Origin of the sequence: Anoxybacillus andreesenii (genome assembly GCF_030813005.1) — a bacterium.
GTDB lineage: Bacteria > Bacillota > Bacilli > Bacillales > Cytobacillaceae > Robertmurraya > Robertmurraya andreesenii.
Window position 1 is genome coordinate 164,407 of the sequence record NZ_JAUSTU010000001.1, and the last position, 22,958, is coordinate 187,364.

A 22,958-nucleotide genomic window follows, 5' to 3' on the forward strand; every position below is an offset into this window, starting at 1 on the left:
TCATGGCTTTGAAAAAAGCGAGTGAGAGAGTTTTTTTTTGTCCATCAAATTCTCTATGAAAAGCCCATTCTTTGTTAAAAAGTTTCACAATTTAATAGAAAAAAGGAAAAGAAACTGTGACTTCACTCACGTATAATAGAAAATAGGCTTGATATATTCGAGGAAAAGAATGGGAGATGGCATATGTTTAAGAACAAAATGGTAGAAAAGCTATTAGAGGAAAATAGAGCTCTCACAGGGGAGCTAGATAAGATAAAGAAAGAAATGAACCATCGAGAGCAGGACTTGACTCGATTTATGAATGATTTCCAGGAGGAACTGCTTACAACGATTAAACAGCATGAAGCTGTAAATGAGCAGCATGGATTGCTTGGGGGATTGGTTGAAAAAATCAAAGGACATTTTGAAATCGCCAGCGACTTAATCCATCAATCTAATCAATGCGCCAACCTATTAAATGAAACTGGCGAAGCGCTGCATGAATCTGCGAATATTTTGAAGGAAAAGGGAGTAGAAGGACAAGAGACAGTCAAGAATTTAGAAGCTCTTATGCGGGACTTAGGCACAGAAATTAAGACCAATATGGACTCGATTATGACGGTCGGTGACCGATCAAGGGAAATCGATGATATCGTCTTCCTAATTAAAGGGATTGCCGAGCAAACGAACCTTTTAGCCTTAAATGCCTCGATAGAAGCGGCGAGAGCTGGAGAATATGGAAAAGGATTTTCCGTAGTAGCTGAGGAAGTCCGAAAATTAGCGGAAGAGACGGCAACAAGCTCCCATAATATTATGGAATTAACGAAGAGCTTTCAAGGTGATATTGAAAAAGCGGTTGCCAATACAAAGGAATGTTTTGATTTAGTTAATACTGGTGTGAATTTGAGTGAAAAGACAACGATCAAGATCAGCGAGGTAAGCAGCATTATTGAGAATGTTTCGAACAAGGTTAAGGACGCTCAAAACATCATTCAAAATCAAAATAATTATTGTGAGAGTTCACTGGAGGAAATGAATTTAACGAAGGATATTTTTGCCCAGGTGAATGATTTGATTATGCAGCATATAGAGGATGCACAGGTCGTGGACGAGAAGCTAGATAGAGGTGTCAACCACCTAAAGAGCAATGCTTATGTGTAATGCTCTTTTCTCCAACAGGGTTGCTTTTGTATAAAAAGGATAAAGATACTCGTAAGAGAAAAGGAAAGATTGTTAATGAATTGTTCAAGAAGTTGAATAGAATTGTGATATTTGTCATGTAGGACAATATTAGATAGGCTTATACTTAGTAAATACGGTGAATATAGATAATAAACCCTAGCCTACTATTGTATAGATGGAGTGATCGTAATGTTTGAATTTAGGAAACCAATTCCAATCGGTGAAGCAGTTTCTCGAATCATGGCAAATGAAGTAAATGGAAAAACGGAGTACATTTCGATAAATGAAAGCAATGGACGGTTCTTGTCTGAGGATTTACTTGCAACAGAGGATGTCCCTCACTTCGATCGGGCTCCCTATGATGGCTTTGCAGTCCGATCCATTGATACGGCACTTGCTAATCGTGACAATCCAATCGAATTTGAAGTCATTGATCATATTGGTGCAGGAGCGGTTTCCAACAAAACAGTTGGTCCATTTCAGGCCGTTCGAATTATGACGGGTGCACAAATGCCAGAGAATTGTGATGCCGTTGTTATGCTTGAGCTTGCCCAAGATTTTGAACGGGATGGTAAGACTTTTATGTCTACCAAAAGAATGCATAAACCAGGGGATAATGTTTCACGTCGCGGGGAGGATGCCAAAAAAGGTGAAGTCCTTGTAAATAAGGGTACGAAAATTAACCCAGGGATCCAAGCGATGCTTGCTACATTTGGCTATGCAAAGGTTCCTGTTGCAAAAAAGCCAAGGGTAGGATTATTTGCAACGGGTACGGAGCTACTAGGTGTTGATGAACCGTTAGAGCCAGGAAAAATCAGAAACAGCAATTCTTATATGATTAGTGCACAAACCGAGAGGGTTGGAGCTGAGGTCGAGTATTTTGGCACCTTACCTGATGATTTTGATACTTGCTTTGAAGCGGTGAAGGCGGCCATTGAAAAAGTTGATATGCTCATTACAACTGGTGGAGTCTCCGTTGGTGACTTTGATTATTTACCAGAGATTTATGCAAAGCTTGGGGCAGAAGTGTTATTCAATAAAGTCAGCATGCGTCCGGGAAGTGTCACAACGGTTGCCCATTACAATGGCAAAATCTTGTTCGGACTATCTGGTAATCCGTCCGCTTGCTATGTAGGGTTTGAGCTTTTTGCACGACCTGTCATTCGAAAAATGCTATTTTCACCAAAGCCTCATTTAAGGAAGGAACAAGCCGTTCTTACTGTGGACTTTCCGAAGGCAAATCCATTTACTCGTTTTGTTCGCAGCAGCCTATCCTTTTCCAATGGCAAAATTGTCGTTGCTCCAAGTGGACTAGATAAGTCTAACATTGTGATGAGTTTGGCCGGAGCCAATTCCCTAGCGATTCTACCAGGAGGAACTCGCGGATTTAAAGCAGGAGATGAAGTTGAGGTACTTCTCTTAGAGGATCATGAGGGCAGTGAATGGCCTTGGTGAGCCCTGTCATTTTTCAAATTGTAGGGTATCAAGATAGCGGCAAAACAAGCTTTATCAAAAAGTTGGTTAGTGAATTAGAGAATCAGCATATAACAACAGCTACGATTAAGCATCATGGACATGGTGGGAAGCCTTTTTTTTACGAGGAAAAGGATTCCTACCAGCATTTGAAGGCAGGGGCTGTTGCTTCTATTGTTGAAGGGGAAGGCCATCTAATCCTTCAATCTGAAAAAATAGTTTGGACACTAGAAGAAAAAATGAAGCTTCTTTCTTTTTTCAATCCTGATGTGATCCTGATTGAAGGCCATAAAAAAGAGCCCTATCCAAAGGCTGTTATCATTCGGAGACAAGAAGACCTTGAATTGCTTGAGAAGCTGGAGAACATTAAAGTGGTCTTCTATTGGCAAGAGATAGAAGTGAATTCAAAGCTTCCATACCCAGCATTTTCAATCAATGATGAAAAAGGTGTACAGTGGTTAATAGAATTTTTGCAGGAATTAACAGAATGATAAGGGATTTTCAATCCTTTTTGTGAGTTGTTCAAAAAAAAGTCGAAAAATGTTAAAAAATTTGTCAAAAGTGTAACTTTTATCACTGTGTCCACCCATCCTCCCCATTAATATGTTTGTAAGGGGATTCATGTTTATACATAGAGATGGGGGGAGAGAGAAAGATGGGGTTGCTTCAAATGATGCTTTGGCTCGTTTATCCTTATGCCGTCATTGCGGTACTAGGGATGGGACTAATCTGGCAGGTTCACCCACGATTAGAGCAAGAGGAGGTTCGTTCCATTCAAAGATTTGATAAATTCTTGAATAGAACGACAATCGCCCTAATGCTCTTAAGCTTTTTAACCGGGATTGGTGTAGTGTTGTTTAACCGAATATCAGACGACCCGGAAAAGTTATATCATTGGGTAAAAAGCTTGATGCACTTGGAACCAGATACAGCATTGATTGAAGATATATCCCTTCTTTCTCGTACACATTTCATCCTGTTGTTAACGTTTTTATTTATCTTGCCTTTTTCAAAATATATCCGCTATTTATGGATACCAGGTTTTTTTTCTAAGGAAAAATGGTCCAATGATTCCACAAATATGAACTAATAATATGGAAATACTGTGACAAATATAACAAGTGTGATGCCTTTCACTCCTTTTGATTTTCCTATTCCGCTATAGTAGAGGGAGGAAGAAAGAGGAGTGATTTTTTTATGAAATTATTCTTGCCGAAGCAGCACGGGGCATGGGCCATGTTAATTATCCCATTTTGGTTAGGAGTTGCTGCCTCACATTTTATGTGGCAGCATATTCCCTTTTTTATCGGTTGGCTGCTATTATACTTATCGACCTATCCTATGCTGTTTCTTTTTAAAGGGAAAAAAATCCCTTTCTATCGCAAATGGACATTAATCTATTTCATACCAGCTCTTGTTCTACTGATGATTCCGTTATGGACAAGACCGAGCATCATCATCTTTGGTTTAGCAATGATTCCTTTTTTTGCAATTAATGCTTATTTTTCTAGTCAAAAAAATGATCGAGCTGTATTGAATGATTTTAGCGCGATTTTCGCTTTTTGTATTGCTGGAGCGGCTAGTGGCTATTTACCGAACGGAACCATCAATTCGGAAATGATTCTCGGCTTTTTTGCTTCTGCATTGTTTTTCATCGGTGCCACCTTTTATGTGAAGACAATGATTAGAGAAAAGAAGAATAAGGTCTACAAGTGGATTTCTTGGATTTACCATCTGCTTGTTCCGATTTTGTTTTTGGTCATGGGAAATTGGGTGGTGGCCATTGCTTTTGTCCCTAGTTTAATAAGAGCTATCTATTATTATGGTAAGCCTTTGCCAATAATGAAAATTGGGATTATGGAAATCGTGAATTCAGCCATCTTCTTTATTATCATGATATTTGCGATTGTTTAAAAAGAAAAAACTCGGGAAATGAAATCCCGAGTTTTTACTATTCTATATTACAAATCTCAATTGGACAGTTTTCACAATCGATTTCTACCTTCAAATAATCTAAATCATGTATGGTAATAATTCCTTTATCGATGCTAATGATTTCATTTCTTCTCAATTCACTTAACAAACGGTTCACTACCTCCCGTGATGTCCCACAGAAGTTAGCCAACTCTTGATTAGTTAAGGGAGTATCAATAACAATCCCATTATCAGCGGCTACACCATAGCTGTTGGAGAGTCGAATTAAAGTCGAGTACAAAGCTCCCTTCTTCCCGTGCAGGACAAGGTCACGAAACTTTGTTTGTGTCTTGCGATGCTCATTGCTCATCCATTTCATGAACTCTATAGCCATCCCATGATCATCGCCTAGTCTTTTTTCCAATTCATTTTTAAAAATAACTGCGACTTCCCCGCTCTCAATGACTTTGGCATTCTGCATATGGTTTTGAGCGGAGCAGTAGAGAGAAAGCTCACCAATCAAATCTCCTTCAGAAGCCATCCTTAGGGTAAGCTCACGACCGTCAGGAATCATTTTGCTCATTTGAATTTTTCCACTGATTATAATATATAACTCATTCGCTTTCGTTCCTTCCTGAAAAAGAAAAGAACCTTTTTGGATCTTGCGAATGTGATGTACTGTTTCTAATAGTGATTGGAGTTCAGTTGAAATGTCTGTGAAAGCTTGCATGCTATAACCACCTTTTATGAGACAATACCTGCCCTAATATCAGTTTAGGAATAATTGAATAGATAGTCAACAAAATAAGACAAAATTCGAAAGCGATAGGCTGGAAATCATTTTTTCAGGTTTCATTTTTTTGACTTTTTTGAAAACAACTATTGATTTTTACGATGTAAATTCATATAATGAAAACCATATAAATTTATAAAAATAACTTCTGTTGGTTATTTATACATCAATATAAAAGGATGGAGAGGGAGATGAAGGTATCCATAATTGGGACGACAGGATATGGGGGAGTTGAGTTGCTTCGCATCCTGAATCAGCATCCTGTATTTCAAATACATTCTATTCATTCTACAAGGGGTGAAATCCCGATATGGGAGGAATATCCACATTTATACGGGATTCTAAATGAAAGGATTCAGGTGATCGATTTTGACCAAATAGGTGAGGAAAGTGACCTTGTATTCCTTGCTACTCCTTCAGGTGTTTCTCGTAAGCTAGTGAAGGAACTGGCGAATAAAGATGTAAAGATCATTGATCTTTCAGGTGATCATCGCCTGCAAAATTCATTGGATTATTCACAATGGTACAAATTAGAGCCAGCTGAAGACGTCGTTGTCGATCAGGCTGTCTATGGTCTCAGTGAATGGAACGAACATGATATAGAGTCTGCATCACTCATTGCAAATCCTGGATGCTATGCAACAGCTGCATTATTAGGTCTGGGACCCGTTGCAAAGGAAGAGTTGATTGAGCCTGATACGATTATTATTGATGGCAAATCGGGAACCTCTGGAGCAGGAAAATCATTGACAAAAGGGTCCTTGTACGCCGAGGTGAATGAAAATTTTAAAATCTATAAGGTTAATGAGCATCAGCATACCCCTGAGATTGAACAGCAGCTGCGGAGCTGGAATAAGCATACAAAGCCAATCACTTTTAGCACCCATCTTCTACCGATAACTCGAGGAATCATGACAACAATATATGCGAGACTAAAGACCAACTGGTCAACAGAGCAACTTCTAGAGCTCTATCGGGAGACATATAACAAGCATCCATTCATTCGAATTCGTCCTCTAGGAAATTTTCCAGCGGTTAAAGAGGTTGCTGGTTCAAACTATTGTGACATCGGCCTTCATGTGGATGAAAGAACGGGAAGAGTCACAATCGTATCCGTGATCGACAATTTAATGAAAGGGGCCGCGGGTCAAGCGGTTCAGAATGCCAATATTTTATACGGGTTAGACCAAACTTCAGGTCTGGATTTTATGCCGCTTTATCCGTGAAAAGTCATGTACAAGGAGGAAAATGAGTGGGAACACTAACGAAAGCTTCAAAAATACAAGAATTAGAGAATGGTAGCATCCTTTCTCCTAAGGGATTTAAGGCAGGTGGAATTCATGCGGGTCTTCGCTATTCCAAAAAGGATGTAGGGATGATTGTGAGCGAAGTTCCAGCTAATAGTGCCGCCGTCTATACTTTGAATCATTTCCAGGCTGCGCCGATACTCGTTACAAAAGAAAGCTTGAGTACGACCGGACAATTAAGGGCAGTGGTAGTGAATAGCGCTTGCGCAAATGCATGTACGGGCGAAAGAGGGCTATTAGATGCTTATGAAATGAGAGAAATAGCGGCTCGAAAAATAGATGTTCAACCAGAGCTAGTTGCAGTGGCTTCCACAGGTGTGATTGGGGATTTTATGAAAATGGATAAGATCCGCCAAGGAATTACCCAATTGGAGCTTGGTGTACTTGATGAGGATGCGAAGGATTTCCAAACAGCGATCCTAACGACGGATACCTGTATGAAGAAATGTGGTTTTCAAGCTCGTATTGATGGGGAAATCGTGAAAATGGGCGGAGCAGCCAAAGGCTCTGGTATGATTCATCCCAATATGGCGACGATGCTAGGCTTTATCACGACGGATGCGAATATTGCCCCGGAATTTCTGCAGCAAGCATTAAGAGAAGTAACGAATCATACCTTTAACCAAATTACGGTTGATGGAGATACATCGACAAATGACATGGTGCTTGTGATGGCAAATGGTTTAGCGGAGCATTCATCGTTAACACCAGACCATCCCGAATGGGAAACCTTTCTTCAGCTACTTTCTCATACATGTGAAAGCTTAGCAAAGCAAATCGCCAAGGATGGGGAAGGAGCAACAAAGCTTGTCGAGGTCGAGGTCGTGGGTGCAGTGAGCGAGGAGGATGCTCGAGGGGTGGCAAAGCAAATTGTTGGCTCCAATTTAGTCAAAACAGCCATCTACGGAGCGGATGCCAATTGGGGAAGAATCATTAGTGCAATTGGAAAGGCCGAAGCAAAAGTAGACCCGGCTAAGGTGAGTATCTCGATTGGTCCAATCAAGATGCTAGAAAACAGCAATCCGTCTGTCTTTTCTGAAGAGGAAGCAACTGCCTATTTACAGCAAGACTTCATCAAGATCCATGTCGATCTTCATCTTGGAGAAGGTATGGGGAAGGCATGGGGCTGCGATTTATCATATGATTATGTCAAAATTAACGCAAGCTATCGAACATAGGAGAGAATGCGATGAAAACGGTCCTTATAAAATGTGGTGGAAGTACGATTGAGGAATTGTCTAAGGATTTTTTTTCGAGCCTTCATGAATTAAGGCATCAGGGGTATAAAATCATCATCGTTCATGGCGGAGGACCAGATATTAATCAAATGCTGAAACTGCTCAACGTAGAGCCTGAATTTGTTAATGGCTTAAGAAAGACAAGTAAAGCAACATTAAAGGTTGTGGAAACAGTTCTTTCTGGACAGACAAATCGTAAGCTGGTGGAAAAGCTGACTGAACACGGGCTCAAAGCCATCGGACTAAACGGCAGCGATGCGGACCTCTTAAAGGGAAGCTATATTGATAAAGACCAGCTAGGTTATGTCGGGGATGTTACTTCGGTCAACAGTGAATTTTTGGAGCTGATCTTGAAAAGGGATTTGATTCCGGTCATTACTCCAATTGCTTTGGCAGAGGATGGAGCGAAGCTGAATGTTAATGCGGATTATGCAGCAGCAGCCATCGCACGGGCCTTAAAGGTGGATCAGTGTTTATTTGTTACTGATGTTGAAGGGATCATGATTAATGGTTCTGTAAAAAAGTCTATTTCGGTGACAGAAATAGAAAGTTATATTAACCATGGTCAAATTTACGGGGGCATGGTTCCAAAGGTTGTTTCAGCAATCACAGCTCTCGAAAAAGGAATTGAAGGAGTAAGAATTGTCGCGGGAAAAAAAGGCTTTTACGAAAATCAATTATGGCTTGGAACGAAAATTATCGGAAGGGAGAGAATCGTCGAATGACTTATTTATTTCCGACATATGCCCGCTGGGATGTAGAGCCTGCGTCTGCAGAAGGAAGCTATTTAACAGATGTTAATGGGAAAAAATATTTAGATTTTACCTCAGGAATTGGTGTGTGCAATCTAGGTCATAAGCCTAAAATGGTGCTAGAAGCGGTAAAAAAGCAATTGGATCAATTTTGGCATGTTTCCAACCTATTTACAATGGGGCAGCAGGAAAAAGCGGCGGAAATGCTTGCCAAGGCAGCTGGACTCGATGCTGTATTCTTTGCCAATAGTGGGGCCGAGGCAAATGAAGGTGCGATCAAGCTGGCGAGGAAGGCAACAGGGAAGGAGAAAATCATTACATTCGAACAATCCTTCCATGGTCGAACCTTTGCGACAATGGCTGCTACTGGTCAAGAAAAAATAAAACAGGGTTTTGGTCCAATGCTTGAAAAGTTTGTATATGTTCCATTCAATAACTTAGAAAGCTTAGAAGGTCAGATGGGTGAAGACGTGGCCGCTGTTATGCTTGAGATTGTGCAAGGAGAGGGCGGAGTGCATGCTGGTAACATTGAGTTCCTAAAAGGAGTAGAAAGGCTTTGCAAAAAGTGGGGAGCACTCTTCATGATTGATGAAATTCAAACCGGGATTGGAAGAACGGGAAAACCCTTTGCCTTCCAGCATTTTGATCTGCAGCCTGATATCGTCACATCAGCCAAAGGGCTGGGAAGCGGCTTACCTATTGGAGCTATGATTGGAAGGGCTGGATTGAAGCAATACTTTGGACCCGGAAGCCATGGTTCAACCTTCGGCGGCAATCCGGTTAGTATCGCAGCTGCTATTGAAACGATGGAAAATATTTTTGATCAGGGATTTCTTGAAGAGGTCTTAATTAAAAGTGAATTCTATATGTCACAGCTTTTAAAACAATTAGGTCATTTTGATGGGATCAAGGAAGTGAGGGGCCTCGGTTTAATGATCGGAATCGAATTCAGCTATCCCGTTCAAAATCTATTAGCAGAGTTGAGAAAGGAAGGTCTTCTTGCACTTCCAGCAGGGGAAAATGTCTTAAGGCTTTTGCCACCTTTAACAGTGACCATTCAGGAAATGGAGAAAAGCATTGAGATCATGAAGAAAACAATTGAAAAGATGAGTAAAATGGCCGTATAAGGCTCACATTTTTGCTCAATTATGAATAAAAATAAATCATTATTAATAAATATACACATTTTATTAAAGGAGGGACACTTCATGCCTAAGGATAGTACGATACAATCGGTCCTAGTTATTGGCTCTGGTCCCATTGTGATCGGTCAGGCGGCGGAATTTGATTATGCAGGTACACAAGCCTGTATCGCTCTCAAAGAAGAAGGATATAAAGTGATCCTCGTGAACAATAATCCAGCGACGATTATGACGGATTCAAATTTTGCAGATAGCATTTACTTTGAACCCCTTGCGGTAGATGTGCTCGAAAAGATCATTTCCAAGGAGCGCCCAGATGGAATTCTTGCAACTTTTGCAGGTCAAACCGGATTAAACCTCGCCTATCAGCTAAATGAATTAGGGATATTAAACAAATATGGCGTGAGGATTTTGGGAAGCTCCATTGAATCGATAAAGAAAGGCGAGGATCGAGAAGCATTTCGGGAGCTGATGAAGGCGTTAAATGAACCTATTCCCGAGAGTGAAATTGTTCACTCCGTTGAGGAAGCACTGGCGTTTGCTGAAAAAATTGATTTTCCTATCATCGTGAGACCGGCTTATACGCTAGGAGGAACGGGCGGTGGCATTGCGACAAACAAGCTGGAGCTCATTCAGTTAGTTCACGGAGGGCTCCAAGAAAGTCCCATTCATCAATGCCTAATTGAGAAAAGCATTGCCGGTTTAAAAGAAATTGAATTTGAAATGATGAGAGATTCAGCCAATACCTGCTTAGCGATTTGTGATATGGAAAACATCGATCCTGTCGGCATTCACACAGGAGATTCAATCGTAGTGGCACCTTCGCAAACGCTGACCATCCAGGAATATGAGATGCTAAAAGCAGCAGCAATTAAGATTATTTCTGCCCTAAATATTATCGGGGGCTGTAATATTCAATTTGCCTTGGATTCAAAAACGAAAAGCTACTATTTAATTGAGGTGAATCCAAGGGTTAGTCGCTCTTCGGCACTTGCATCAAAAGCAACGGGATATCCAATCGCAACCATCTCAGCAAAGCTAGCTGTCGGTTATAAATTAGAAGAAATTATTAATCAGAAAACCGGTGAAACATTTGCAAAGATCGAGCCCGCTTTGGATTATGTCGTGGTTAAAATGCCGAAGTGGCCCTTTGATAAATTTCCTTCCATTGAACGAAAGCTAGGTACACAGATGAAAGCAACAGGAGAAGTCATGGGGATTGATCGATGCTTGGAACGTGCCTGGCTAAAAGCAATCCATTCATTGGAAATAGAAGTATTAGACTTAAAGCTTTCCGGGATTACCCATTTCACAACGGAAACATTGATTGAGAAGCTTTTAGCTCAAGATGATGAACGTCTCTTTATCATGCTCGAGCTTCTTCGTAGAGGGGAAGGAATTGAAAAACTCCATGCTTTAACAAGTATTGACTTAGTATTTTTGTCAGCATTACAAGAGCTTATTAAGCTAGAAAAAATGATTGCCAATTCCTCACTTGAGACCGTGACAAAAGAAAGCTTGCAGCTTTTTAAGCAAAAGGGCTTTAGTGATGAATATTTAGCTGCTGAGTGGCAGACAACAGAGAAGGAAATACGTGCTAAAAGAAAGAGCCTAGGCATTATCCCTGCCTACCAAGCAGTGGATACTTTTACTGCAAACTCTAGTACAGTCTCCAATTACTTCTATTCAACATATAGTGGGCAAAACGAACAGGTCATAACGACTAAGAAAAAGGTTTTGATCATCGGTAGTGGACCAATACGAATGGGGCAAGGAATAGAATTTGATTATTGCTCTGTACACGGTGTTTTTGCATTAAAGGAAATGGGGATTGAAACGATTATGATGAATAACAATCCCGAAACGGTTAGTACGGACTTTGCCATTGCCGATAAGCTCTACTTTGAGGCACTCACCCTTGAGGATATCCTGAATGTCGCTGATGCAGAAGGGATAAAGGAATGTATCATTCAGCTGGGTGGGCAGACGGCTATCAATTTAGCAATACAACTGGAGGAAGCAGGACTTAAAATACTAGGCACAAAAGCTGATACTATCAATGTTTTAGAGGATCGAAAATTATTTTATCAATTACTAGAAGAGCTTCAAATTCCCCATCTAAAAGGGGATATGGTTAAAAATATCGAGGAGCTCCACGAGGCTGTTGAAAAAATTGGCTTTCCAGTACTTTTGAGGCCATCCTTTGTCATCGGAGGAAAAGGGATGGAAATTATTAAAAGTAAAAAAGAGCTCGAGCAATATATTGCTAAGGGTTCCGGTCGCTTCCCCTTTTTAGTGGATGAATTTCTACATGCGACAGAAGCAGAACTTGACTTGGTATCAGATGGGGAAGGTATCCTTGCACCTGCCATTATGGAACATGTGGAGAAGACGGGAGTGCACTCAGGGGATAGTATTTCCTTACTACCTGCTCAAAACCTATCCCTTTCCATACAAAATAAAATGCTCAATTTTGCGAAAAAAATATGCCGCCATCTTCAATATAAGGGACTCATGAACATCCAATTTATCGTAAAAAATGAAGGGGTATATATTTTAGAGGTGAATCCAAGAGCTAGTAGGACCGTTCCGATAGTTAGTAAAGTAACAGGCATCCCACTTGTGCAGCTTGCGACAAAAATATTGCTCGGGAAATATAAGCTGTCGAATGTTGACGATGGGAATAATTTGCTTCCTATTCCCTATGTCTGCGTGAAATACCCAGTATTTTCAAATTATGCATTAAAGGGACTGGATTCAAAAATCAGTGCTGAAATGCGGTCGACTGGAGAAGGAATTTCGATTGGCAGTACGGTTGAAGAGGCGTTAAGAAAAAGCTTCCATCAATGGGTGAAGCCTTCTGGAAGGATTGTCCTAAAAGAGCCGATTGATTTTGAACTGAAAAATAGCCATTTTGAGGTCGTATGTAGAGAGGACGAGGAAGTATTGGCTAATCCTACGATTGCTTATTACAACCCATTTGAGGAAGAAAAGGATAAAGAGCTAAGAGAATACGCGACGAAGAAAAGAATTTTGAATTTTACCGAAAAAGAAAGCCTGCAAGCCTTTTTCAAGGCATTAGAGGTGAAGGATTTTGATGTGAAAGCGATAGAGGAATGGCAACTGCTTTTAAGAAAGGATGTGTCGACGGTATGATGACCACACAAATAGAGGAGTCAATTATTGATATAAAGGGAAAGGATTTTCTGACATTAGCTGATTTTTCACCAGATGTTATTAAAGGATTATTGGAAAAGGCGCATGGGCTAAAGAAGGCGCATGTATCCGGGGAAGAAACCAATCTATTGAAGGGCAAGATTTTGGGTCTCATCTTTGAAAAGCCCTCTACTCGCACAAGGGTTTCCTTTGAAGCGGGGATGCTTCAGCTTGGCGGACAGGTCATTTACTTAAATGGTCAGGACATGCAATTGGGAAGAGGAGAGCCGATCTCAGATACAGCGAAGGTGCTTTCCCATTATGTTGATGCGATCATGATAAGAACATTTTCTCATCAGCGTGTGATGGAATTGGCGGAGCATGCTTCGATCCCCGTCATCAATGGATTAACGGATTTATTCCATCCGTGCCAAGCTTTAGCGGATCTACTCACGATTCAAGAAGTGAAGGGAAGTTTAGCAGGGATAAAAATGGCATTTGTTGGTGACGGCAATAATGTCACCCATTCGCTTATGATTGCAGCTGCCAAAACAGGGCTTCACTTAAATGTAGCAACCCCAATGGGCTATGAACCGAATGAAGAAGTGACAAAATTAGCGTTGGGCATAGCAAAAGAGACAGGGGCAGAGATCGCCATTATGAACAACCCCGTGGAAGCCGTTACAGAGGCGGATGTAATATATACGGATGTTTGGACCAGTATGGGACAGGAAGCTGAAAACGAGAAAAGGATGAAGGATTTTCAGGAATTTCAAGTAAATGATGGGTTAGTAAAAAATGCGAAAGCTGATTTTCTATTTCTCCATTGCCTTCCCGCACATAGAGGAGAAGAAGTTACATCAGATGTGATTGATGGGAAAAACTCCTATGTCTTTCAACAAGCTGGGAACCGTCTCCATGTCCAAAAGGCAATACTAGCTGAGATTTTAAAGTAAGGCTGTTTTCGCACAGATTGTGGTTCTGGAATGTAGCCTAAAGTAATTCATAGGGCTTAGATCGATTCATGAAAGCTCCTTTACTGGAAATACTAATGATACAACACAGAAAGGAGTGTAGATGAATGGGTCAGCAGCATCGTTTTCGGGCCGGACAAAAGGCACCGAATAATGGCATATATATGGAAATAGGCGAAGAAGGGGACGGGGTCATGAATCCCAAAAAGATCAAATTAAAAGCCGGTGACCGTTTCCCCGAAAACTCCAACCATAACCGACAATGGACATATAAAACAAAACCACGTGCCGCCAATAAAGGATCGTAAAAAAATCGGTACCTGGTACCGCCCGTGGACATTTATGCAAAATTGTCCGCCTGAGGTGGACAGTACACCGAAAATATACACTGTATTATTGAGCCATCCTAACCCTAGGATGGCTTTACATATGGGAAAAATAGTCTATAATAAAAGTAAAGGTCAAAAAAGGTCAAACAAGAATAGGAGGAGACAGCTCATGGATTTGAATAAAATGACAGAGCGGCTTCAAACAGCCTTTATGGAGGCTCAATCGATTGCAACAAGGAATGAGCACCAGGAGGTCGATGAGGTTCACTTGTTCCTCTCATTAATGGAGCAAGAGGATAGCCTCATTGCTAGGATTGTGGGGCAATTAAATTTCTCTACAAAGAGCTTTTTCGAAGAACTGAACCGATTGTTGCAGAAAAAACCACGGGTAACAGGAAGCGGTGCTGAGCAGGGAAGACTCTATATTACGAATCAGCTGCAGCGTTTGTTAGTTGAGGCGGAAGGTGAGATGAAGCTTTTTCACGACGAGTTTCTTTCGGTAGAGCATGTCTTGCTAGCTGCTGCAAAATTCAGACAGTCTAGCATCGGAGAAATCCTCTCTCAACGGCAAATCAGCTACGAAGCCTTATTACAGGTAATTAAAAGTATTAGGGGGAATCAGAGGGTGACGTCTCAAAATCCGGAAGCAACATATGATGCTTTGAAAAAATATGGACGAGATTTAGTAGCAGAGGTAAGAGCGGGAAAGCTTGACCCAGTGATTGGCCGCGATGCAGAAATTCGCAACGTGATTCGCATCCTTTCCCGGAAGACCAAGAATAATCCAGTCTTAATTGGTGAGCCAGGAGTGGGGAAAACAGCCATTGTTGAAGGGCTCGCCCAAAGGATCGTCAGAAGGGATGTTCCTGAAGGGCTGAAGGATAAAACAATTTTCTCCCTCGATATGAGCTCTCTCATTGCGGGAGCAAAGTTCCGAGGTGAATTTGAGGAACGGCTAAAGGCAGTCTTGAACGAAATCAAGAAAAGCGAAGGGAAAATTCTGCTCTTTATTGATGAGCTTCACACCATAGTTGGTGCCGGAAAAACGGAAGGAGCAATGGATGCAGGGAATATGCTAAAGCCCATGCTGGCACGAGGAGAGCTCCACTGTATTGGGGCAACGACCCTTGATGAGCATCGCAAGTATATCGAGAAGGATCCTGCTTTGGAACGCCGCTTTCAACAGGTGCTTGTTCAAGAGCCAAATGTAGAAGATACGATCTCCATCCTACGCGGTTTAAAGGAAAGGTTTGAAATCCATCATGGGGTTAACATTCATGATCGAGCCCTGGTCACAGCAGCTGTCCTGTCAGATCGTTATATTTCGGATCGTTTCCTGCCTGACAAAGCGATCGATCTTGTTGATGAGGCTTGTGCGATGATCCGTACGGAGATTGATTCGATGCCAACGGAGTTAGATGAAGTAACACGACGTGTCATGCAGCTGGAAATCGAAGAGGCCGCTCTTCAAAAGGAAGAGGATGAGCAAAGCAAAGCAAGGCTTGAAGCCCTGCAAAAAGAGCTAGCGGATATGCGCGATAAAGCGAACACGATGAAGGCGAAATGGCAGGCAGAAAAGGAAAGTATTCATAAGGTTCAGGAAAAGCGTGAACTGCTGGAGAAACTTCGTCGCGAGCTAGAGGAAGCCGAAAATAACTATGATCTGAACAAAGCGGCCGAGCTTCGCCATGGAAGAATCCCATCACTTGAAAAAGAACTGAGGGAATTAGAGGACGAAGTAAACAAACAGGCTGGTGAAAGATTGCTGAGGGAAGAGGTTACAGAGGAGGAGATTGCCAATATCGTCGCTAGATGGACAGGCATCCCTCTTGCCAAGCTGGTGGAAGGCGAAAGGGAGAAACTTCTGCGTCTGGAGAGCATTTTACAAGAAAGAGTCATCGGTCAGGACGAGGCGGTCGAATTAGTTGCTGATGCGGTCCTTCGAGCCCGAGCAGGAATCAAAGATCCAAACCGTCCCATTGGTTCCTTTATTTTCTTAGGTCCAACAGGAGTGGGAAAAACAGAACTGGCTAAGGCACTTTCCCAATCCCTGTTTGACAGTGAAGAGCAAATGATTCGAATTGATATGTCGGAATATATGGAAAAGCACTCTGTTTCAAGACTTGTCGGAGCCCCTCCTGGATATGTTGGGTATGAAGAAGGGGGACAATTAACGGAGGCTGTACGGAGAAAACCCTATTCCGTGATTTTGCTTGATGAAATTGAGAAGGCTCATCCAGAGGTGTTCAACATCCTTCTGCAAATGCTTGATGATGGAAGAGTAACGGATTCGCAGGGGCGGATAGTCGATTTCAAGAACACCGTCATCATTATGACCTCCAATATTGGTTCCCATTTCTTATTAGAGGGACAAGGAGAAGATGTGAGGAACAATGTCATGGCCCAGCTTCGGAATCACTTCCGACCAGAATTTTTGAATCGTGTCGATGAAATCATCATGTTCAAGCCGTTAACCCTTGATGACATTAAGGGAATTGTCATGAAGCTTATTAATGAACTTCAGGCAAGATTGAGAGAACAGCAAATTCAACTTTGCATAACAGAAGAAGCAAAGGAATATATTGCAACAAACGGGTTCGATCCCGTATATGGTGCAAGACCATTGAAGAGATTTATTCAACGCCATGTAGAAACTATGCTTGCGAGAGACATCATCGCAGGGAAAATTGGTGAAAATAGTTCTGTTCAGATCATTTTAGAGGACGATATAATCAAGCTTAGAAGCAAATAAACCCGATCAGAAACGAAAAAAAGTCATCCTAGCTATTTATAGGATGACTTTTTTCACCAGCAGTACATTACTGCAATCCTTCTTTTCCAGTCGGTTCATTTGGAATAATTGAAGATACAATCAAAATAAGAATGGTAGCAATCACTGCCAAGATACATGCAGCTGTGAAATTATACTCCGTACCAATCATAGAACTTCCAACATAGGCTGACATTTGAATTAGAGCGAATGTCCAGAAAAAAGTCCAAAAGAATTTCACCGTATTCACCTCTTACTATTTAACATCCTTTTTATTCTAACATAGCGTTTACATTTGGAAAAGAGAAACTTATTAGATAAGCTTTTCTGGAGTTTTTTCCACAAAAGAAATCTATCACAAATAGGCGAACTCCCTTACCCTTTCTAGGAAACTTCATACATTAATAGAAGATGTGCAAGTATTATCAATAAAGAGTTACAAAGCAAAAGGAGTTTTTACAATGGAGAACCGAAACTTTAAACTGGATACCGAATGGAATATGATTCATTATCCCGAAAAACCCACTGGTTTCGGTATCCTCATTATTGGTGATGAGAGAAATTTTGTCGATGAAAAAACGAGCTTCTGGTCGCAGAACGAAGGAAAGCTTTCTCTTATTAATAGTCTAAAAAAGGCTGGCTATACAGTCTTTTACTCCAATTTATATGGAAAGAACTGGGGAAGCAGCAGGGCCGTCCATCTAGCCAAAAGTTTATATGAATTTATTATTCGAACAGAAATCATCAATCAGAGAATTCATTTGTTGGCCGAAGGAATGGGGGCTTTAGTGGCACTCCAGCTCCTTAAGGAAATGAAGGGGAATATTCGCTCAGTCGTTCTAATTAATCCAGTGATGTCTTTGAGGCATCATTTAGAACAGGAGAAAGAGCATAAGTTTTTCTACAAGAAGCTTCTAAAAGAACTTTCGTCTTCTTATGAAGCAGAGAGTAATCAAATCATTGAAATCATTTGTCAAACCGAGAATGATTGGTCCAGTTTGCATTCGGATGTTCCAGTGAAAATTATCCATGTTCTCTCTGGAAATAGAGCTTATAAACAGTCTAATCTGTTAAAAGAGCTTTCAGTTAAATGGAGAAATGAAGACTCACCAATTACAATTACCTATCTTATGCCAGAAAAGAAAGTCCAACTTGGTTATTATATTATAAACTTCCTTCGAGCTCATGAAGAAATTCTGTGATGAAGGCTGTTCGTGCGGATCGTGTTTTTTATCCGATTATTTTTGTTCAATAGCGACATTGGTTGAGAAAGGATCTGTAATGAAATAATCAAGCCTCCCTTTGCATAGGATGAATTAGATCTTCTTATGCATGGGGAGGCTTTTATATGATGGAGCGAGCGGTAATTATTGGTGTCTTTGAAAATTTTGGATTCCAGCTGTGCAACCGAATTCTTGAGACAGGACTGGAGGTGGATGGAATCCATCTAGAGCAAGGAAAAGATAAGTCGAAAGCGGAAGAAAGACGCTTATACATCGGAAGGAATGCAAATTTTTCAGAGTCGGAGATGAAGAATTTTGACCTCGAATTGTTAAAAAAAGAAGGGACTTTTCTTTTTATCGATTTATGCGAACAATTTAGGGATGCGGCGAAACCAGCTACAGAGCTCGAAGCTCTAAATAATATCATTGCAAATTTTCGTAGCAAGAAGGGAAAAGTAATCTTTCTCCTTCCAATTTCACTGCTAGTTAATACCCGCATTGAGCCCCATCCTTGGCTGGAGAAGGTATTCGATCTTCTTAGGCATAAGGAGATTCCTTTCAAGCTATTTTATTTTCCTTCTTCATCCTGGGAATTTGAAGTTGAAAATGAGTCAAGCATTAGGGAAAACGAAATTACCCAAGAATATATAAACGATTTAATTCATGCAGTGATGAAGCTAGCAGATGCAACACATGGATAAACCCAATGTGGCCGATACAAGTGGTCCTCTAAAAAAGGCTTTCAAATTTTCATAGGGAAATGTAGAATAGAAGAGAACTGTGTCAATCATAATGGGAAAAAAGTAAGATGCCTTTTGAATATTTTTGGAGAGGCGGAAAAGGAATGAAAAAGCTCATAGTTCGTTTCGGTATAGTTCTTTTATGCCTTTTTACGCTGTCTGCTTGTGGACAACCTTTAAATACTGGGAAATTACAGAAAGTTGGATTGCTGGTTCCAGAGACAATAAATGATCAGGTGTGGGGGACAAAGGGTTATAAGGGCATGCTAAAAATCCAATCGCGCTTTGATGTAGATGTTTACTATAAAGAAGGTATGAACTCTCTTGCCGTTGTAGAGAGGGCTGTCAAAGAGTTTGAACAAAAGGGCGTAAATCTAATTTTTGGCCATGGTAATGAGTACGCCGAATATTTTAACCTTCTAGCCAAGGAATATCCAAAGATTCATTTTGTTTGTTTTAATGGAGATGCGGCTGAAAAAAACACAACGAGTCTAAACTTTGATGCCTATGCGATGGGTTTTTTTGGAGGGATGGTCGCAGGGCATATGACGAAGACAAACCGTGTTGGAATGATTGCCGCCTATGAATGGCAGCCGGAAATCGAAGGCTTTTATGAAGGAGCCCTTTATGAGAACGAGGATGTTAAGGTTGACATCCAGTATGTGTTGCATTGGGACGATGATAAAGGTGCATTAGCCATTTTTGAGGATATGCTTGCCGATGGTGTAGATGTTTTTTATCCAGCTGGAGATGGATATAATGTTCCAGTCATTGAGAAGGTCAAAGAAAATGGCCTATTTGCGATCGGATATATTTCCGACCAATCGGATTTAGGAGAATCGACGGTTCTTACGAGCACAATCCAGCATGTAGATACCCTTTATGAATTGGTTGCCGATGAATTTAATAGGGGGAGGCTGGAATCAGGAAATCTAACCTTCGATTTTCAAGATGATGTGATTACGCTTGGCCAATTTAGTCCACTGGTTGACAAAGCATTTGAGAAAAAAATCAACGAACTCATTAATACATATAAGAAAGATGGAAAGCTCCCAATTAAGGGCAAATAAAACGAAAACTACCGTTCAGGATTGATTGGTAGTTTTTTTGATCAAGGAAATCATTTTTTAGTAAAAAAAGCTCCAATGAAGGGCTTTGCCATTTTTAACAAAGGCTTTAATTCATTGGCAGAGGTCAATATTGTATCGACATGCTGCATGACTTCATCATAGTCAACATTTTGCAGGACCCGATCCAATGAGAAATTCTTTGGTAGGGAATGAGCTTGTTTCTTTGGCACGTGAGCTGGCACTCTTCCCCCCAATAACCAGTCCCATTCTTTTTGTTCACTGCTTTCCTCCTTAGATGTAACATCCTGTCCCTTCTCCAAATTTCGTTGCTCACCAAACATAAATTTTGAGAAGGGATCAGAATGAACTTGCTGTTTTTCCTCCATTTTTGTCACCCCACAATTTTCCACTTCCTGTTAATACAATCTATGCCTACATGAGGAAAAGGTATGGACACTAGTGGAAATAATAATGGAATCCAGCCAATTATATTGACGTCTATAGATTAGTCAGAAGATTGTTTTCAAGAAAAAAAGTTGCAGATACTGTGATCTGTTGCTAATATTATTAGTACCAAGTCATAATAATTAGTAATAGAATAAAATAGATGAAAACTTAAAGGAGATGGATATATGAACGCAGGAGTTATCGGTATTGGTAGATATCTTCCCGAAAAGGTTGTCACAAACGCTGATTTAGAAAAGATGATGGATACATCTGATGAATGGATAAGAACAAGAACAGGAATTGAAGAAAGAAGAATTGCAGAGGATGGAATGGATACCTCTGAAATGGCCTATCGCGCTGCCCAAAATGCGATTGCAAATGCAGGGATCACAGCGGAGGAAATCGGGCTTATTTTAGTAGCGACGGTGACACCGGATACACCCTTCCCATCCGTCTCTTGTATGATTCAGGAGAAATTAGGGGCAATGAATGCCGCCGCCATGGATATTAGTGCTGCATGCGCTGGTTTCATGTACGGTATGGTGACCGCCAAGCATTTCATTGAAGGTGGTGCCTATAAGTATGTGTTGGTAGTAGGTGTGGAGAAATTATCGAAAATTACGGATTGGGATGATCGCGGTACTGCTGTGCTGTTTGGAGATGGTGCTGGAGCCGTCATCATGGGTCAGGTATCTGATCATCGAGGAATCCTCGCATTTGAATTAGGTGCAGACGGAACAGGAGGAAAACACCTCTATCAGGACGAATATATTATTATGAATGGACGGGAGGTTTTTAAATTTGCCGTTCGTCAAATGGGTGAAAGCAGTGTCAATGTCTTGGAGAAAGCAGGCTTAACAAAGCAGGATGTCGATATGCTTATCCCTCACCAAGCCAATATCCGGATCATGGAAGCATCCAGACAAAGATTGGACCTTCCGCTTGAGAAGATGTCCAAAACCGTGCATAAATATGGGAATACATCCGCAGCTTCGATTCCTATCTCAATTGTTGAGGAGCTAGAGGCAGGAAGAATTAAGGATGATGATGTTCTTGTAATGGTTGGCTTCGGTGGAGGTTTAACCTGGGGGGCAATTGCCTTAAGATGGGGAAAATAAGTAGCTATTTTCAAAGGCATTGTTGTTTTTTGAAGTATGGGATTTCTAAAGTTAGGAGTTGGGTAAGATGACAAAGCGAAGAGTTGTTGTAACAGGAGTCGGTGCGGTTACACCACTTGGAAAAGATATTGAAACGACCTGGAAAAATATTAAAGAAGGGGTTTCGGGAGTCGGTTTTTTAACGAGGCTAAATCCTGATGACTATCCAGTAAAAGTAGTTGCAGAAGTAAAGGATTTTAATGTTGAAGATTTTATTGACAAGAAAGATGCTAGAAAAATGGACCGCTTCACCCATTATGCCGTCGCTGCTTCCTTGATGGCGGTAAAGGATGCAGCCTTGCAGATTACAGAAGAGAATTCGCATCGGGTAGGCGTATGGATAGGCTCTGGAATTGGCGGGATGGAAACCTTTGAAAACCAGTTTGAGACCTTTCTCAATAAAGGCTATCGCCGCGTAAGTCCATTTTTTGTCCCGATGATGATTCCCGATATGGCGACAGGCCAGGTATCGATTACATTAGGGGCAAGGGGATTTAATTCCTGTACAGTAACGGCATGTGCAACGGGCACCAATTCAATTGGTGATGCATTTAAAGTGATTCAACGTGGCGACGCCGATGCGATGATTACAGGAGGTACGGAAGCCCCGATTTCAAAAATGTCGATGGCGGGCTTTTGTGCAAATAAAGCACTTTCGACGAATCCGGATCCAGAGAAGGCGAGCCGCCCATTTGACTTAAATCGAGACGGATTTGTCATGGGGGAAGGGGCAGGAATTGTTGTCTTAGAGGAGCTTGAGCATGCACTTGCTAGAGGAGCAAAAATTTATGCGGAAATCGTCGGTTATGGGGCCACGGGAGATGCCTACCATATCACAGCACCGGCCCCTGGAGGAGAAGGTGGAGCCCGTGCCATGAAGATGGCCATTGCGGATGCTGGCCTAAAGCCAGAAGATATTGCGTATATCAATGCTCATGGGACCAGCACGGACTATAATGACAAATATGAAACCATGGCGATCAAGGAAGTGTTCGGGGATCATGCCTACAAGCTTGCTATCAGCTCAACAAAATCAATGACCGGCCATTTGCTTGGTGCTGCCGGGGGAATTGAAGCGATCTTTACTGTGCTAGCGATGAAGGAATCGATATTACCACCAACGATTAACTATGAAACACCTGATCCAGAATGTGATCTTGACTATGTACCGAACAAAGCAAGACAGCAGGAAATTAAGACGGCTATAAGCAACTCCTTAGGCTTTGGTGGACATAATGCGACCATCGCATTCCGAAAATATGAATGACTGTAAAGAACAGGGCCACCTGTTCTTTTTTTGCTTGCTAACACA

Annotated in this window: 21 protein-coding genes; 18 read left to right on the plus strand and 3 right to left on the minus strand. The window is 41.3% G+C overall.

What is annotated here, in order from left to right:
- The first annotated feature begins 549 nt into the window (after window positions 1-549).
- The 5 genes from J2S07_RS21880 to J2S07_RS00835 all read left to right on the plus strand — a co-directional run bounded on the left by J2S07_RS21880 (window position 550) and on the right by J2S07_RS00835 (window position 4,548).
- Window positions 550-1,140 carry a methyl-accepting chemotaxis protein gene (locus tag J2S07_RS21880; protein ID WP_370872769.1) on the plus strand — a complete coding sequence of 197 codons (591 nt, stop codon included), beginning with the start codon at window positions 550-552 and terminating at the stop codon, window positions 1,138-1,140.
- Between the two features lie 210 nt (window positions 1,141-1,350).
- On the plus strand, window positions 1,351-2,616 hold the full coding sequence (locus J2S07_RS00820; RefSeq protein WP_307148492.1) for a molybdopterin molybdotransferase MoeA: 1,266 nt from the start codon (window positions 1,351-1,353) through the stop codon (window positions 2,614-2,616).
- Entirely contained in the window at window positions 2,604-3,125 is a 522-nt protein-coding gene (gene mobB, locus J2S07_RS00825) for a molybdopterin-guanine dinucleotide biosynthesis protein B (RefSeq protein WP_307148493.1), read from the plus strand. The genes J2S07_RS00820 and mobB overlap by 13 nt, the downstream gene beginning before the upstream one ends.
- A gap of 164 nt (window positions 3,126-3,289) precedes the next feature.
- A complete protein-coding gene (locus J2S07_RS00830; RefSeq protein ID WP_307148494.1) occupies window positions 3,290-3,724 on the plus strand; it encodes a respiratory nitrate reductase subunit gamma in 435 nt (144 codons plus the stop codon).
- A gap of 107 nt (window positions 3,725-3,831) precedes the next feature.
- Window positions 3,832-4,548 (plus strand): YwiC-like family protein, encoded by a 717-nt coding sequence (locus J2S07_RS00835; RefSeq protein WP_307148495.1) that lies wholly within the window; start codon window positions 3,832-3,834, stop codon window positions 4,546-4,548.
- A 37-nt stretch (window positions 4,549-4,585) separates the two neighbouring features.
- Here the strand turns inward: J2S07_RS00835 and J2S07_RS00840 are convergent, their stop codons facing one another.
- Complete coding sequence (locus J2S07_RS00840; RefSeq protein ID WP_307148496.1) at window positions 4,586-5,278, minus strand: Crp/Fnr family transcriptional regulator; 693 nt, start codon at window positions 5,276-5,278, stop codon at window positions 4,586-4,588.
- A 254-nt stretch (window positions 5,279-5,532) separates the two neighbouring features.
- Between J2S07_RS00840 and argC the strand changes: the two genes are divergently transcribed.
- The 8 genes from argC (at window position 5,533) to clpB (ending at window position 16,991) form a co-directional block, all read left to right on the plus strand.
- On the plus strand, window positions 5,533-6,567 hold the full coding sequence (gene argC, locus J2S07_RS00845) for an N-acetyl-gamma-glutamyl-phosphate reductase (protein ID WP_307148497.1): 1,035 nt from the start codon (window positions 5,533-5,535) through the stop codon (window positions 6,565-6,567).
- A gap of 26 nt (window positions 6,568-6,593) precedes the next feature.
- Window positions 6,594-7,826, plus strand: coding sequence for a bifunctional ornithine acetyltransferase/N-acetylglutamate synthase (gene argJ, locus J2S07_RS00850; protein WP_307148498.1), 1,233 nt, complete (start codon window positions 6,594-6,596; stop codon window positions 7,824-7,826).
- 11 nt (window positions 7,827-7,837) lie between these two features.
- On the plus strand, window positions 7,838-8,611 hold the full coding sequence (gene argB / locus J2S07_RS00855; protein WP_307148499.1) for an acetylglutamate kinase: 774 nt from the start codon (window positions 7,838-7,840) through the stop codon (window positions 8,609-8,611).
- The gene (gene argD, locus J2S07_RS00860) at window positions 8,608-9,765 is read left to right on the plus strand and encodes an acetylornithine transaminase (protein ID WP_307148500.1); all 1,158 of its coding nucleotides are present in this window, start codon (window positions 8,608-8,610) and stop codon (window positions 9,763-9,765) included. Before argB ends, argD begins: the two co-directional genes overlap by 4 nt.
- A gap of 81 nt (window positions 9,766-9,846) precedes the next feature.
- Entirely contained in the window at window positions 9,847-12,936 is a 3,090-nt protein-coding gene (gene carB, locus J2S07_RS00865) for a carbamoyl-phosphate synthase (glutamine-hydrolyzing) large subunit (RefSeq protein ID WP_307148501.1), read from the plus strand.
- Complete coding sequence (gene argF, locus J2S07_RS00870; RefSeq protein WP_307148502.1) at window positions 12,933-13,892, plus strand: ornithine carbamoyltransferase; 960 nt, start codon at window positions 12,933-12,935, stop codon at window positions 13,890-13,892. The genes carB and argF overlap by 4 nt, the downstream gene beginning before the upstream one ends.
- Before the next feature lie 125 nt (window positions 13,893-14,017).
- Window positions 14,018-14,218 carry a YjzC family protein gene (locus J2S07_RS00875; protein WP_307148503.1) on the plus strand — a complete coding sequence of 67 codons (201 nt, stop codon included), beginning with the start codon at window positions 14,018-14,020 and terminating at the stop codon, window positions 14,216-14,218.
- 190 nt (window positions 14,219-14,408) lie between these two features.
- Window positions 14,409-16,991, plus strand: coding sequence for an ATP-dependent chaperone ClpB (gene clpB, locus J2S07_RS00880; RefSeq protein WP_307148504.1), 2,583 nt, complete (start codon window positions 14,409-14,411; stop codon window positions 16,989-16,991).
- A 67-nt stretch (window positions 16,992-17,058) separates the two neighbouring features.
- On the opposite strand, the gene J2S07_RS00885 is transcribed toward clpB, so the two are convergent.
- Window positions 17,059-17,250, minus strand: coding sequence for a DUF2929 family protein (locus J2S07_RS00885; RefSeq protein WP_307148505.1), 192 nt, complete (start codon window positions 17,248-17,250; stop codon window positions 17,059-17,061).
- A gap of 220 nt (window positions 17,251-17,470) precedes the next feature.
- Between J2S07_RS00885 and J2S07_RS00890 the strand changes: the two genes are divergently transcribed.
- From J2S07_RS00890 to J2S07_RS00900, 3 genes are all read left to right on the plus strand, one after another.
- Window positions 17,471-18,211 (plus strand): alpha/beta fold hydrolase, encoded by a 741-nt coding sequence (locus J2S07_RS00890; protein WP_307148506.1) that lies wholly within the window; start codon window positions 17,471-17,473, stop codon window positions 18,209-18,211.
- 146 nt (window positions 18,212-18,357) lie between these two features.
- Window positions 18,358-18,933, plus strand: a complete 576-nt coding sequence (locus tag J2S07_RS00895; protein ID WP_307148507.1) for a hypothetical protein — start codon at window positions 18,358-18,360, stop codon at window positions 18,931-18,933.
- Window positions 18,934-19,076: 143 nt separating this feature from the next.
- Window positions 19,077-20,042: a BMP family ABC transporter substrate-binding protein gene (locus J2S07_RS00900; protein ID WP_307148508.1), complete on the plus strand. Its 966-nt coding sequence runs from the start codon at window positions 19,077-19,079 to the stop codon at window positions 20,040-20,042.
- 50 nt (window positions 20,043-20,092) lie between these two features.
- On the opposite strand, the gene J2S07_RS00905 is transcribed toward J2S07_RS00900, so the two are convergent.
- Window positions 20,093-20,428 (minus strand): hypothetical protein, encoded by a 336-nt coding sequence (locus J2S07_RS00905; protein WP_307148509.1) that lies wholly within the window; start codon window positions 20,426-20,428, stop codon window positions 20,093-20,095.
- A 246-nt stretch (window positions 20,429-20,674) separates the two neighbouring features.
- Here J2S07_RS00905 and J2S07_RS00910 point away from each other — a divergent pair, with 246 nt between their 5' ends.
- Both J2S07_RS00910 and fabF read left to right on the plus strand, forming a co-directional pair.
- Window positions 20,675-21,607: a beta-ketoacyl-ACP synthase III gene (locus J2S07_RS00910; protein WP_307148510.1), complete on the plus strand. Its 933-nt coding sequence runs from the start codon at window positions 20,675-20,677 to the stop codon at window positions 21,605-21,607.
- Window positions 21,608-21,674: 67 nt separating this feature from the next.
- A complete protein-coding gene (gene fabF, locus J2S07_RS00915) occupies window positions 21,675-22,913 on the plus strand; it encodes a beta-ketoacyl-ACP synthase II (protein ID WP_307148511.1) in 1,239 nt (412 codons plus the stop codon).
- Window positions 22,914-22,958 lie beyond the last annotated feature (45 nt).